Origin of the sequence: Streptomyces sp. NPDC053542 (assembly GCF_044544685.1) — a bacterium.
Taxonomy (GTDB): Bacteria; Actinomycetota; Actinomycetes; order Streptomycetales; family Streptomycetaceae; genus Streptomyces.
The window spans coordinates 784,531-796,248 of record NZ_JBITXL010000001.1 but is presented as its reverse complement, the minus strand read 5'-3'; the positions used below and the strand labels follow the sequence as shown (position 1 = coordinate 796,248).

At 73.0% G+C, this 11,718-nt stretch carries 11 protein-coding genes; 9 read left to right on the top strand and 2 right to left on the bottom strand.

From position 1 onward, the window contains the following. Positions 1 to 67 precede the first annotated feature (67 nt). Both ACIGXO_RS03435 and ACIGXO_RS03430 read left to right on the top strand, forming a co-directional pair. Positions 68 to 751 carry a winged helix-turn-helix transcriptional regulator gene (locus ACIGXO_RS03435; RefSeq protein ID WP_399779522.1) on the top strand — a complete coding sequence of 228 codons (684 nt, stop codon included), beginning with the start codon at positions 68 to 70 and terminating at the stop codon, positions 749 to 751. Between the two features lie 3 nt (positions 752 to 754). Next, positions 755 to 1,237 carry a hypothetical protein gene (locus ACIGXO_RS03430; protein WP_399779520.1) on the top strand — a complete coding sequence of 161 codons (483 nt, stop codon included), beginning with the start codon at positions 755 to 757 and terminating at the stop codon, positions 1,235 to 1,237. 13 nt (positions 1,238 to 1,250) lie between these two features. Here the strand turns inward: ACIGXO_RS03430 and ACIGXO_RS03425 are convergent, their stop codons facing one another. Then, a complete protein-coding gene (locus ACIGXO_RS03425) occupies positions 1,251 to 1,844 on the bottom strand; it encodes a helix-turn-helix domain-containing protein (RefSeq protein ID WP_399779994.1) in 594 nt (197 codons plus the stop codon). A gap of 134 nt (positions 1,845 to 1,978) precedes the next feature. On the opposite strand from ACIGXO_RS03425, the gene ACIGXO_RS03420 reads away from it, so the two are divergent. From ACIGXO_RS03420 to ACIGXO_RS03405, 4 genes are all read left to right on the top strand, one after another. Continuing rightward, positions 1,979 to 2,614, top strand: a complete 636-nt coding sequence (locus ACIGXO_RS03420; RefSeq protein WP_399779519.1) for a class I SAM-dependent methyltransferase — start codon at positions 1,979 to 1,981, stop codon at positions 2,612 to 2,614. Positions 2,615 to 2,779: 165 nt separating this feature from the next. Further along, positions 2,780 to 3,778, top strand: coding sequence for an NADPH:quinone oxidoreductase family protein (locus ACIGXO_RS03415; protein ID WP_399779517.1), 999 nt, complete (start codon positions 2,780 to 2,782; stop codon positions 3,776 to 3,778). Continuing rightward, positions 3,775 to 4,959, top strand: coding sequence for an acyl-CoA dehydrogenase family protein (locus ACIGXO_RS03410; protein WP_399779515.1), 1,185 nt, complete (start codon positions 3,775 to 3,777; stop codon positions 4,957 to 4,959). Before ACIGXO_RS03415 ends, ACIGXO_RS03410 begins: the two co-directional genes overlap by 4 nt. After that, positions 4,956 to 6,128, top strand: a complete 1,173-nt coding sequence (locus ACIGXO_RS03405; RefSeq protein WP_399779513.1) for an acyl-CoA dehydrogenase family protein — start codon at positions 4,956 to 4,958, stop codon at positions 6,126 to 6,128. Before ACIGXO_RS03410 ends, ACIGXO_RS03405 begins: the two co-directional genes overlap by 4 nt. Positions 6,129 to 6,190: 62 nt before the next feature. Here ACIGXO_RS03405 and ACIGXO_RS03400 read toward each other — a convergent pair whose 3' ends face one another. Next, positions 6,191 to 7,141 carry a TetR/AcrR family transcriptional regulator C-terminal domain-containing protein gene (locus ACIGXO_RS03400; protein WP_399779511.1) on the bottom strand — a complete coding sequence of 317 codons (951 nt, stop codon included), beginning with the start codon at positions 7,139 to 7,141 and terminating at the stop codon, positions 6,191 to 6,193. A gap of 173 nt (positions 7,142 to 7,314) precedes the next feature. Between ACIGXO_RS03400 and ACIGXO_RS03395 the strand changes: the two genes are divergently transcribed. From ACIGXO_RS03395 to ACIGXO_RS03385, 3 genes are all read left to right on the top strand, one after another. After that, positions 7,315 to 8,430 (top strand): FAD-dependent monooxygenase, encoded by a 1,116-nt coding sequence (locus ACIGXO_RS03395; RefSeq protein WP_399779508.1) that lies wholly within the window; start codon positions 7,315 to 7,317, stop codon positions 8,428 to 8,430. Between the two features lie 83 nt (positions 8,431 to 8,513). Then, positions 8,514 to 9,929, top strand: a complete 1,416-nt coding sequence (locus tag ACIGXO_RS03390; protein ID WP_399779506.1) for a hypothetical protein — start codon at positions 8,514 to 8,516, stop codon at positions 9,927 to 9,929. Between the two features lie 175 nt (positions 9,930 to 10,104). Then, on the top strand, positions 10,105 to 11,712 hold the full coding sequence (locus tag ACIGXO_RS03385) for an ABC transporter substrate-binding protein (protein WP_399779504.1): 1,608 nt from the start codon (positions 10,105 to 10,107) through the stop codon (positions 11,710 to 11,712). The last annotated feature ends 6 nt before the right edge of the window (positions 11,713 to 11,718 follow it).

Here is an 11,718-nt window from a genome sequence, read left to right as displayed (position 1 = left end):
CCGTGGTTCTCCTTGGTTTTACCAAGCTCGAACTTGGAAAGTCCAACCTCTTGTCTATGCTGGGATCATGCCGCGCCGAAGTTATGACCAGTACTGCGCCGTCGCCCGGGCCCTGGACGCCGTGGGCGACCGCTGGACCCTGCTGATCGTCCGGGAGCTGCTGGCCGGGGCCCGGCGCTACACGGACCTGCACGCCGACCTGCCGGGCGTCAGCACGGACATGCTCGCGGGCCGGCTGAAGGACATGGAGCGCGACGGCCTGGCCGTCCGCCGCAGACTCGACCCGCCCGCCGCCGCGTTCGTCTACGAACTCACCCCGCGCGGCCGCGCCCTGCTCCCCGTCCTCACCGCACTGGCCGACTGGGGCGCGGCCGACCTCGGCGCCCCGCGGCCGACCGACGCGGTCCGCGCCCACTGGTTCGCCGTGCCGCTGATGCCCCGGCTCGCCCGGTACTTCACCTCGCAACGGCCGCAGGGCGCCCCCGTGCGGGTCGTGGAGGTCCGGCTGGACGAGGGGACGTTCCACGTCACGCTGGGCGCGGAGACGGACGCACAGACGGATTGCGGTTACGCGGACGGTCCTGCCCCGGCGCCGGACGCCGTGCTGGAGCTGGACGCGGCGGCCTGCGCCGAGGTGATCTACGATCGGCTCTCACTCGCCCACGGCATCGGCACCGGGCGCATCCGGATGACGGCCGGCGGCGAACCGGCCGGCGTCACGGCGGCGACCGCACGCACAGCGACGGGATGACACATGGGCAAGGCACCCCTGGCGGTCTTCGACCTGGACAACACCCTGGCGGGCACGGCGCACCGGCAGCACTTCCTGGAGCAGCGGCCGCGCGACTGGGACGGGTTCTTCGCCGCGGCCCCCGAGGACCCGCCGCTCCCCGAAGGTATCGCGCTGGCCCTGGAGAGCGCGGCGGAGTGCGAGATCGTGTACCTGACCGGGCGGCCCGAGAAGTGCCGCGCCGACACCCTGGAGTGGCTAGCCCGGCACGGTCTCCCCGAGGGCCGCGTCTGGATGCGCCCCTCCGGTGACCGCCGCCCGGCCCGCCACACCAAGCTCGAACTGCTGCGCAAGCTGGCGCGCGGCCGCGAGGTCCGCGTCGTCGTGGACGACGACGAGCTGGTCTGCGACGCGGTGCAAGCTGCCGGCTTCCCCGTCGTGCGGGCCGGCTGGGCCGCCCACTCCGCCGCCCTGAAGGACGCACAGGAGCGCGAGGGCCGCACCTGAAGGGGCGCGCCGGTCAGGCGGAGCCCGCGGGCCGCGCCCGTACGTGCACCCGCTCGCCCTGGGGGCCGAACAGGCAGAGGTACTCCACCGGTTCGGGACCCGCGCTCGCGAAGCTGTGCGGCGTACGCGTATCGAACTCGGCGGCCTCGCCCGCGCCGAGCACGAGGTCGTGCTCGGCCAGCCTCAACCGCAGCCGGCCGGAGAGCACGTAGAGCCATTCGTAGCCCTCGTGGGTCCGCTGTTCGGGGAGCGGGGCGTCGGGCCGGCCCGGGGGCAGGATCAGCTTGTAGGCGTGCAGGCCGCCGAGGTGGCGGGTGAGCGGCACAAAGGTGTGGCCGTTGCGGACGACCGGGCGCGGGTGGATGCGGGGGTCGCCGGTGGGCGGCGCGCCGACCAGCTCGTCCAGCGGGACGCCGTACGCCTTGGCCAGCGGCAGCAGCAGCTCCAGGGTGGGCCTGCGCTGTCCGGACTCCAGGCGGGAGAGCGTGCTGACGGAGATGCCGGTGGTCTCGCTCAGCGCGGTCAGGGTCGTACCGCGGTCCCGGCGCAGCGCGCGCAACCGGGGGCCGACCGCGGTGAGCACACCGGCGAGGTCGTCGTCTGCCATGTCTGCCATGCCTATATTTGCCGTTTCGGCAATAAACTTTGTCAAGTCGGCGGCGCGGTCCGAGTATCGGCAACGAAGCAGCGAGAAGCCGCAAAGAAGCGGCGAGAAGCCGCAACGAAGGAGCGTGTGTGCCGATGACCGATACGCAGATCTCGGACGAGGAGTTCTGGAACGCGCGGTACGCCGAGAGCGACCGGATCTGGAGCGGCGAGCCCAACGCGGCACTGGTCCGGGAGGTCGCGGAGCTGGCCCCGGGGCGGGCCCTGGACCTGGGCTGCGGGGAAGGCGGCGACGCGATCTGGCTGGCCGGGCAGGGCTGGCGGGTCACCGCCGTCGACGTCTCCCAGGTGGCGCTGGACCGGGCCGCCGGGCACGCGGCGGCGGCAGGCGTCGCGGACCGCATCGACTGGCAGCGCCACACCCTGGGCGAGACCTTCCCCGAAGGCACCTTCGACCTGGTCTCGTCCCACTTCCTGCACACCCTCGGCGAGCTGCCGCGGGAGGAGGTCCTGCGGACCGCCGCCGGCGCGGTGGCGCCGGGCGGGGTGCTCCTCGTGGTCGGCCACTCCGGGCCGCCCCCGTGGGAGCCCGACGCGCACCCCGAGGTGCACCTCCCCGCAGCGCGCGAGGTCCTGGCGGACCTGCGGCTGGCGGAGGGGGAGTGGGAGGTGCTCGTCTGCGAGGAGCACGAGCGCGTCCAGACGGCGCCGGACGGGCAGCGGATGGTCCGGACGGACAACACGGTGAAGGTGCGCCGGCTGGCCGGCTGACACGATGACGGTGCGCGGCCCGGCCGGCCGGCACGCTGAAGGCGCGGCGCCCGGCCGGGGCGACCACCGCTCACGATTGCCCCTCCGCTATCTGTTCCCTCACGGATACCGACCGCTTAGTATGCCGATGGCATCGAGGTCACCCACGTCGTGAGGGGAAGCTCAGTGAAGGCATGGCGGGTACACGCGAACGGCGAGCCGCGCGAGGTGATGCGGCTGGACGAGGTCCCGGACCCGCAGCCGGGCCCCGGACAGCTGCTCCTCCGGGTGAGGGCCGCGAACGTCAACTTCCCCGACGCACTGCTCTGCCGCGGTCAGTACCAGGTACGCCCGCCGCTGCCGTTCACGCCGGGCGTGGAGATCTGCGGCGAGGTGCTCGCCACCGGTGACGGCGCGGACGTCGCCGTCGGCACCCGCGTACTGGCGCAGCCGCCGCTGCCGAACGGCGGGTTCGCCGAACTGGCCGTGGTGGACGCCAAGTCCGTCCTCCCGGCCCCGGACGCGCTGGACGACGCCGAGGCCGCCGCGCTGCACATCGGCTACCAGACCGGCTGGTTCGGGCTGCACCGCCGCGCGCACCTCCAGGCCGGCGAGACGCTGCTGGTGCACGCGGCGGCGGGCGGCGTGGGCAGCGCCGCCGTCCAGCTCGGCCGGGCCGCCGGAGCGCGCGTCATCGGGGTCGTCGGCGGCCCCGAGAAGGCGGCCGTCGCCCGCGAACTCGGCTGCGACGTGGTCATCGACCGGCGCAGCGAGGACGTCATCAAGGCCGTCAAGGAAGCCACCGGCGGCCGCGGCGCCGACGTGATCTACGACCCGGTGGGCGGCGACGCGTACGCCCAGTCCGCCAAGTGTGTGGCCTTCGAGGGCCGGATCATCGTCGTCGGCTTCGCCAGCGGCACGATCCCCAGCCCCGCGCTCAACCATGCGCTGGTCAAGAACTACGCGATCCTCGGCCTGCACTGGGGCCTGTACAACACCAAGGACCCGGCCTCCATCGGCGCCTGCCACGAGGAGCTGACCAAGCTGGCCGCACAGGGCGTCATCAAGCCGCTCATCGGCGACCGCGTGCCCCTGGAGGGCGCGGCGGACGCGGTACAGAGGGTCGCCGACGGCGTCACCACGGGCCGTCTGGTCGTCGTCCCCGGAGAGGCGGCGGCGCGATGAGCATCGGAGCCGAGGAGCTGCGCCGGCGCACCGCCGACCTGCTCGCCGCCCACCCGCCCGCCACGACGGAGCGCCTGGACTTCCTGCGCGCCCGCTTCGACGCCGGGCTCGCCTGGGTTCACTTCCCCGAGGGGCTCGGCGGCCTGGACGCGCCCCGTGCCCTGCAGGCCGTCGTCGACGCCGAACTGACCGCCGCCGGCGCGCCGGACAACGACCCGCGCCGGATCGGCATCGGACTGGGCATGGCGGCACCGACCATCCTGGGCTTCGGCACCGAGGAACAGAAGCAGCGGTTCCTCAAGCCCCTGTGGACCGGCGAGGAGGTGTGGTGCCAGCTCTTCAGCGAGCCCGGCGCCGGCTCCGACCTGGCGGCCCTCGCCACCCGCGCGGTACGGGACGGCGATTCCTGGGTGGTCAACGGCCAGAAAGTGTGGACCTCCGGCGCGCACAAGTCCCGCTGGGCGATCCTCATCGCCCGTACGGACCCCGAGGCCCCGAAGCACCGCGGCATCACGTATTTCGTGTGCGACATGACCGACCCCGGTGTGGACGTCCGGCCGCTGCGCCAGATCACCGGCGAGGCCGAGTTCAACGAGGTCTTCCTCAGCGACGTGCGCATCCCCGACGCGCACCGGCTCGGCGAGGTGGGGGAGGGCTGGAAGGTGGCCCGGACCACCCTCATGAACGAGCGGGTCGCCATCGGCGGCGCCCACATCCCGCGCGAGGGCGGCATGATCGGCGTCGCCGCCGCCGACTGGCGCGAGCGGCCCGAACTGCGCACGCACGACCTGCACCAGCGACTGCTGCGGCTGTGGGTCGACGCCGAGGTGGCCCGCCTCACCGGTGAGCGGCTGCGCCAGCAGCTGACCATGGGCCAGCCGGGCCCCGAAGGCAGCGGCATGAAGCTCTCCTTCGCCCGGCTCGCCCAGGAGATCAGCGGCTGGGAAGTGGAGTTCCTCGGCGCGGACGGCCTGACGTACGACGACTGGACGCTGCGCCGCCCCGAAGGCGTGGACTTCACCGGGCGCGAGGCCGGCTACCGCTACCTGCGCGCCAAGGGCAACAGCATCGAGGGCGGCACCTCCGAAGTGCTCCTCAACATCGTCGCCGAACGCGTGCTCGGTCTGCCGTCCGAGCCGCGCACCGACAAGGACGTCGCGTGGAAGGACCTGCCCCGATGACCGACCAGCAGACTCTGCCGGACGCCGCGGCGTCCGAGCTGCCCGAGGGCCCGGACCTGCTCTACTCCGAGCCCGAGGACGACCTGCGCGCCGCCGTACGGTCCCTGCTGGCCGACCGCGGCGGTCCGGCCGCGGTCCTCGCCGAGCTGGAATCGGGCCGCACGCACGACGCCGCCCTCTGGCGCTCGCTCGCCGCCGACATCGGGGCGGCCGGGCTGCTGGTCCCCGAGAAGCTCGGCGGCCAGGGCGCGGGCCCCCGGGAGGCGGCCGTCGTCCTGGAGGAGCTGGGCCGGGCCGTGACGCCCGTGCCGTACCTGACGAGCGCCGTGCTGGCGGTCACCGCCCTGCTCGGCTGCGACACCGGCCAGGACGAGGTCGCGCGGCTGCTCGCCGCACTGGCCGGCGGCGAGCGGATCGGCGTGCTCGCGGTGCCGCTGCCGACCGCGCCCGCGGGGCCGCTGGAGCCGCCCGTACGGGCCGGCGCCGACGGCGCGCTGCTCGGCACGGTCGCCTCGGTGGCCGACGCGGCAGCCGCCGACGTGCTGCTCGTCCCGGTGCGCGCGGCGGACGGCATCGAGCTGTACGCCGTGGACACCGATGCGCCGGGGCTGCACATCGAGACGGTCACCCCGCTGGACCTCACCCGTCCGCTCGCCCGCGTCACCTTCGACGGCGCGGCGGGCCGCCGGCTGGCCGGCCCCGACCGGGCCGGCGCGGCCGTACGCAAGGCCCTGCTCACGGGGGCCGGGCTGCTCGCCTCCGAACAGCTCGGCATCGCCGAGTGGTGCCTGACCGAGCTCGTCGAGTACACCAAGCAGCGCCACCAGTTCGGCCGCCCGGTCGGCTCGTTCCAGGCGCTCAAGCACCGGATGGCCGCGCTCTGGCTGGAGGTGGTGTCGGCGCGGGCGGCAGCGCGCAACGCCGCGGACGCGCTGGCCACCGACAGCGCGGACGCCCCGGTGGCGGTGGCCGTCGCCCAGGCGTACTGCGCCCCGGTCGCGGTCCACGCGGCAGAGGAATGCCTCCAGCTGCACGGCGGCATCGGCATGACGTGGGAACACCCGCTGCACGCCTTCCTGAAGCGCGCCAAGAGTGATGAGATCGCCCTGGGCGCTCCCGGACGCCACCGCGCGTCCCTCGCCGAACTGGTGGACCTCACGGCCCCGTAGGGGCCGGCGGGCACACCGGATGCCGGCCGACGGCTGTGGGGGCCGTCGGCCGGCGTCGTACCTCAGCGGAGGCGGGGCCTGAGGAGGCCGTCGAGGAGGGCCTGGAGGCCGCTCTCGAAGAGCCCGTCGAGGTCCAGGTCGTAACCGTCGCCGCCGAAGGACTCCAGGAGCCGCGCGAACGTCGGGTACCGCCCCGAAGCAGCGATCTTTCCGAAGGCGTCTTCCTGCGCCGCCAGCCACTGCTCCTGCGAGAGGCCGCTCACGCTTTCGGCGTGCGCCTCCCGTTCGAGGTGGCCGGCGAGCCCCTGGACGTGGCTGTAGAGCAGCACATTGATGTCCAGCATGGCGTTCCCGTCGAGCCCGAGGCCGTCGAGGCCGGCGAGCATCCACTCCGAGTACGCCATCAGGTTCGGCAGCGCCAACGGGCGGGTGAGCGGGGCGAGCTGTGCCAGCCAGGGGTGGACGCGGTGCAGCGCCCAGAGGGCCCGCGCGCCCGTCTCCAGCCGCGTCCGCCGGCACGCGGGCGGCTCGGCCGGGTACGCGATCTCACCGAGCACGCTGTCCGCCATCAGCAGGACCAGTTCGTCCTTGCCGTTCACATACCGGTAGGGCGACATCGCCGCGGCCCCCAGACGTGCCGCGACGCCGCGCATCGACAGGGCCGCCAGCCCTTCCGTGTCGGCGATCCCGACGGCCGTGCGCACGATGCGCTCACGGGTCAGCTCGTGGTCGGGCGGGGACGCGGCACGGGAGCCGCGAGCCGGGCCCGCGCTGCGCCGGGACGGCGCCACCACCGTGCCGGCTCGCGGCCGGGCCTCCACCAAGCCCTCCTGCCGCAGCGCGTTCAGCGCCTTCGTGGCCGTCGCCAGGGCCACGTGCCACTCCTCGGCGATCCGCCGGGTGGACGGCACCCGGTCACCGGCGGCCAGCTCACCGTCCTCGATGCGCCGCCGGATCTCCGAGGCGATGCGCAGGTACGGCGGAAGATCTTCCGGAACATTTTCTGCGGCCATCCCGCCCCCTCTCCGTTCTGTACTAGAACAGAGGCTAGCAGCGAGAACGGCTCATCCGAGGCTTTCTGTCCTAGGGCAAGCGGGAAACTCGGGCCTGTTGAGAGGGGTTTCCCCGATGTTGCGTACGGCGTACATTCATCGCGTACACCGTACGTACTGCTTCAGGGGGACCCATGAGGACCAGGACCGCGCTCGTCTCAGGGGCCGGCATCGCCGGCCTCGCCACCGCCTACTGGCTGCGCCACCAGGGCTACGAGCCGACCGTCGTCGAGCGCGCTCCGGGGCTGCGTCCGGGAGGGCAGGCGATCGACGTCCGCGGTGTCGCGCTGGACGTCCTGGACCGGATGGGCGTGCTCTCGGACGCGCGCGGGCTCCGCACCCGGATGCGGGGCATGTCGATGCTCGACGCCACGGGGGAGGAGCTGTGGCGCTCCACCGAGCAGACCTACAGCAGCGGCCGGCTCGACAGCGACGACATCGAACTGCTCCGAGACGACCTCACCGCGCTGCTGTACGAGCCGGCGCGCGACGGCATCGCGTACCTCTTCGGCGACTCGATCGCCACCCTGGAGCAGGCACCCGACGGCGTACGCGTCGGTTTCGAGCGCGCTCCGGCCCGCACCTTCGACCTCGTCGTGGGCGCGGACGGCCTGCACTCCACGGTGCGCCGGCTGGCCTTCGGAGCCGAGCCGCAGTTCCTCCGCCACCTCGGCGCCTACGTGGGCGTGTTCAGCACCGGCAACTTCCTGAAGCTCGACGACTGGCAGGTGTGGCTCCAGGACGGCGGCGCGAGTTACGTCGTCTACCCGGCGCGCGGCAACAGCGAGCTCAGGGCCACGCTCGGTTTCTCGTCCGAGCCCTTCGCGTACGACCACCGGGACACCGCGCGCCAGAAGGCGCTGCTCCAGGAACGGCTGGGCCACCTGGGGTGGGAGACGCCGAAGCTGCTGGCCGCCATGCGGGAGGCGCCCGACTTCTACTTCGACGCGATGGCGCAGATCCATATGGACCGCTGGACCGCCGGCCGGGTGGCGCTCGTCGGGGACGCCGGCTACTGCCCCTCCCCGCTGTCCGGGCAGGGCACGAGCCTGGCCCTGGTGGGCGCCTACGTGCTCGCCGCCGAGCTCGGCCGGACGCCCGATGACCACCGGGCCGCCTTCGACCGCTACGAGGCGCGGCTGCGCCCCTTCGTGGCCCGCAATCAGGCGCTGGCCACGGAGAACCCCTCCGGGCCCGCCCCCGAGGAGGCGGTCGAGGCGGCCAAGAACGCCCTCGCGCTCGATGGCTGACCGATCGACCCCGTAGACGCCTGGTGGCCGGCGGGTGCCGCACCGGCATGTCGGAAAAGTGGAGTTCGGGTAGCGTCGTACGTATGAAGGGCGCGCCCGGACGACCCGCGTTCCGGTCGGTGCCGGCCCTGCCGGCCGCCGGCGCGGCGCTGCTGCTCGCTCTGGCGCCCGTCGCGGCTCCCGTGGCACCGGCCGCGTACGGGGCGCCGACGGTCTCCGCTGCCGCGGATGCCCGCGTCGACGGGGGGCTGGACGCGGCGGCGGACGCGCTGTCGAAGGGGCCGGTGTACGTCGATCCCCGGGCCCGCCAGCAGCTGCCGTCCAATGAGGCGGACGCGCTCGCGAGCGACATCGATGAGGCGGGCAAGCCGGTCTTCGTGGCCGTGCTGCCCGCGAACTCCGATTACCCGCCCGCGACGCTCTTCGAGGACCTGCGCACCCGGGTCGGCATCCGCGGCGTGTACGCGGTCCAGCTCGGTGACCGGTTCGACGCCCGCGCCGACGGCAGCGTGCTGTCCCGGGAGTCGGTGCGGCACCTCGTGGGGGCCGCCCAGCGCGCGCACCCAGGGGACGCGACCGCGCAACTGAAGGACTTCGTCGCGCAGGCCGAGAGGCAGGCGAGGGACGGCACGCCGGACTCCTGGGACGGCAACGGGGTCAGCACGGGGGCGCTGGTCGGACTCGGCGCGCTCGTCGTCCTCGGGGCGGGCGGCGCGTACACGGTGTACCGCCGCGCCAAGCGCCGCCGTGAGGCCGAGGAACAGGCCGCGCTGGACGCGCTGCGGGTCGTGGTGGACGAGGACATCACCGCCTACGGGGAGGAGCTGGACCGGCTGGACTTCCGGCCCGGTGAGCCCGGCGCCGACGACCCGATGCGCGCCGACTACGCGCAGGCCCTGGACGCGTACGAGAACGCCAAGCAGACGATGGCGCAGGCGCGGCATCCCCAGGACGTGCGGAAGGTGACCGAGGTACTGGAGGGCGGCCGGTTCGCGCTCGCCACGCTGGCGGCCCGGCGGGAGGGCCGGCCGCTGCCGGAGCGCCGGCCGCCGTGCTTCTTCGACCCGCGGCACGGCCCTTCCGTCGCCGAGAAGCCCTGGGCGCCGCCAGGGGGCGCCGAGCGCATGGTCCCGGTCTGCGCGGCCGATCAGGCGCGGCTGGCGGACGGTCAGGAGCCGATGACCCGTACGGTGCGCACGCCCTACGGGGAGGACCGCCCGTACTGGGACGCGGGCCCGGTCTACACACCCTGGGTGGGCGGCTACTACGGGATGCTCGGCGGCGGGCTGCTCCCCGGGCTGTTCCTCGGCACGATGCTCGGCTCCTCGATGACGGGCCCGGGCGCCTACGGGTGGGGCGACGGCGCGTACTTCGGGGACGGCGGCGGCGGGGACTACTCGGGCGGCGACTTCAGCAGCGGTGACTTCGGGGGCGGCTTCGGGGACGGCGGGGGCTTCGGGGGCGACGGCGGGGGATTCGGCGGCGGCTTCGGCGACTGACCGCCCGCCCCGCAGCCAGTAGGTCGGTAAGCCGGTAAGGACCGGTCTGTCCGCAGCCGGTAAGGACCGCCTCTATCAGCACTCTCTTACATGTTGTTTAATTGCAAGTCGTTCGCAAAAGCTTTGCCTCGGCATGAGGCGAGCATGAGACGGCGCAGCAAGAGGAGAGTGGTGCATGTCCGCCCGGTCGATACGAGGAGCGGCCGCGACGGCCCTGGCGACGACGCTGGCCCTCAGTGCCGCGGCCTGCTCCACGCCGTCCGGCAAGGCTGCCGCGGGCGCGCGGGACTCCGCCGTGGTCGGCATCGCCTACGAGCCGGACAGCCTCAGCCCGCTGCTGGGCTATGGCAAGGACGGCAACTCCAAGATCTTCGACGGGCTGCTCACCCACGACGCCGGGATGCGGCTCAAGCCCGCGCTCGCCGAGAAGCTCCCCGAGGTTTCCGACGGCGGCCGGACGTACACCTACACGCTGCGCAAGGGGGTGGAGTTCAGCGACGGCAAGCCGTTCACCGCCGACGACGTGGTCTTCACCTACCGGACCATCCTCGACGAGAAGACCAACAACGCCTCCAAGGCCGAGCTCGACGCGATCGACAGCGTCGAGAAGAAGGACGACCGCACGGTCGTCTTCCACCTCAAGTACCCCTACGCGCCGTTCGCCGAGCGCACCGTGCTGCCCATCGCCCCGCAGCACGTCGCCGGCAAGCAGGACGTGAACAACGGCTCCTTCACCACCCACCCGGTCGGCACGGGCCCGTACGTCCTCACCCACTGGTCCAAGGGCGAGAAGCTCACCTTCAAGGCCAACCCGCACTACTGGGGCGGCGCGCCGAAGGTGAAGAACTTCACCATGGCGATCATCAAGGACGACGACGTGCGCGCCACCCGGCTGCGCTCCGGCGACCTCGACGGCGCGATCCTCCCGCCCAACCTCGCCGCCACCTTCAAGTCCGCGCAGGACAAGAAGACCTACACGGCGAAGACCTTCGACTACCGCAACGTCACGCTGCCGACCGCGAATCCGGTCACCGGCGCCAAGGCCGTCCGCCGCGCCCTGGACCTCGCAGTGGACCGCGAGGCCATGGTCAAGGGCATCCTGAACGGCGCGGGCAAGCCCGCCTACGGGCCCGTGCCCACCGACAGCCCGTGGTTCGCCAAGGGCACCGAGCGCGCGCACGACCTCAAGAAGGCCGAGCGCATCCTCGAGGACGCGGGCTGGAAGAAGGGCGCCGACGGCATCCGCACGAAGGGCAAGCAGCGCGCCTCCTTCACCCTCTGGTACCTCTCCGGTGACAAGCTCCGCCAGGAGCACGCCCTCGCCTTCGCCTCCGACGCCAAGAAGGCGGGCATCGAGGCCAAGGTCGAGTCCGGTACGTGGGAGGTCATCGAGCCGCGGATGAAGCACGACGCGGTGCTCGCGGGCGGCGGCAGCCCCGCCGACCCCGACTTCGACCAGTACCTGCTGCTGCACTCCTCGCTCGCGGGCGACGGCTTCAACAACATGTCGCGGTACAAGAACGACAAGATCGACCGGGCGCTCGTCGACGCGCGCCGCACCGACGACCACGACCGCCGCAAGGCCGGGTACGACACCGTCCAGCGCGAGCTGCAGAAGGATCCCGCGTACATCTTCCTGACCCACATCGACCACCTCTACGTGGTGAACGACGCGTGGCAGGTCCCCGGGGAGCAGCGGCTGACCACTCAGGTCGAGCCGCACGACCACGGGCTGGCCTCCGGCCCGTGGTGGAACGTCGAGGACTGGCAGCCGAAGAAGTGAGCGCCC

What these genes read in the sequence shown, in the direction of transcription:
- ACIGXO_RS03435 (WP_399779522.1), top strand. Translation starts at nt 68, where the DNA reads ATGCCGCGCCGAAGTTATGACCAGTACTGCGCCGTCGCCCGGGCCCTG.
- ACIGXO_RS03430 (WP_399779520.1), top strand. Translation starts at nt 755, where the DNA reads ATGGGCAAGGCACCCCTGGCGGTCTTCGACCTGGACAACACCCTGGCG.
- ACIGXO_RS03425 (WP_399779994.1), bottom strand. Translation starts at nt 1,844, where the DNA reads ATGGCAGACGACGACCTCGCCGGTGTGCTCACCGCGGTCGGCCCCCGG.
- ACIGXO_RS03420 (WP_399779519.1), top strand. Translation starts at nt 1,979, where the DNA reads ATGACCGATACGCAGATCTCGGACGAGGAGTTCTGGAACGCGCGGTAC.
- ACIGXO_RS03410 (WP_399779515.1), top strand. Translation starts at nt 3,775, where the DNA reads ATGAGCATCGGAGCCGAGGAGCTGCGCCGGCGCACCGCCGACCTGCTC.
- ACIGXO_RS03405 (WP_399779513.1), top strand. Translation starts at nt 4,956, where the DNA reads ATGACCGACCAGCAGACTCTGCCGGACGCCGCGGCGTCCGAGCTGCCC.
- ACIGXO_RS03400 (WP_399779511.1), bottom strand. Translation starts at nt 7,141, where the DNA reads ATGGCCGCAGAAAATGTTCCGGAAGATCTTCCGCCGTACCTGCGCATC.
- ACIGXO_RS03395 (WP_399779508.1), top strand. Translation starts at nt 7,315, where the DNA reads ATGAGGACCAGGACCGCGCTCGTCTCAGGGGCCGGCATCGCCGGCCTC.
- ACIGXO_RS03390 (WP_399779506.1), top strand. Translation starts at nt 8,514, where the DNA reads ATGAAGGGCGCGCCCGGACGACCCGCGTTCCGGTCGGTGCCGGCCCTG.
- ACIGXO_RS03385 (WP_399779504.1), top strand. Translation starts at nt 10,105, where the DNA reads ATGTCCGCCCGGTCGATACGAGGAGCGGCCGCGACGGCCCTGGCGACG.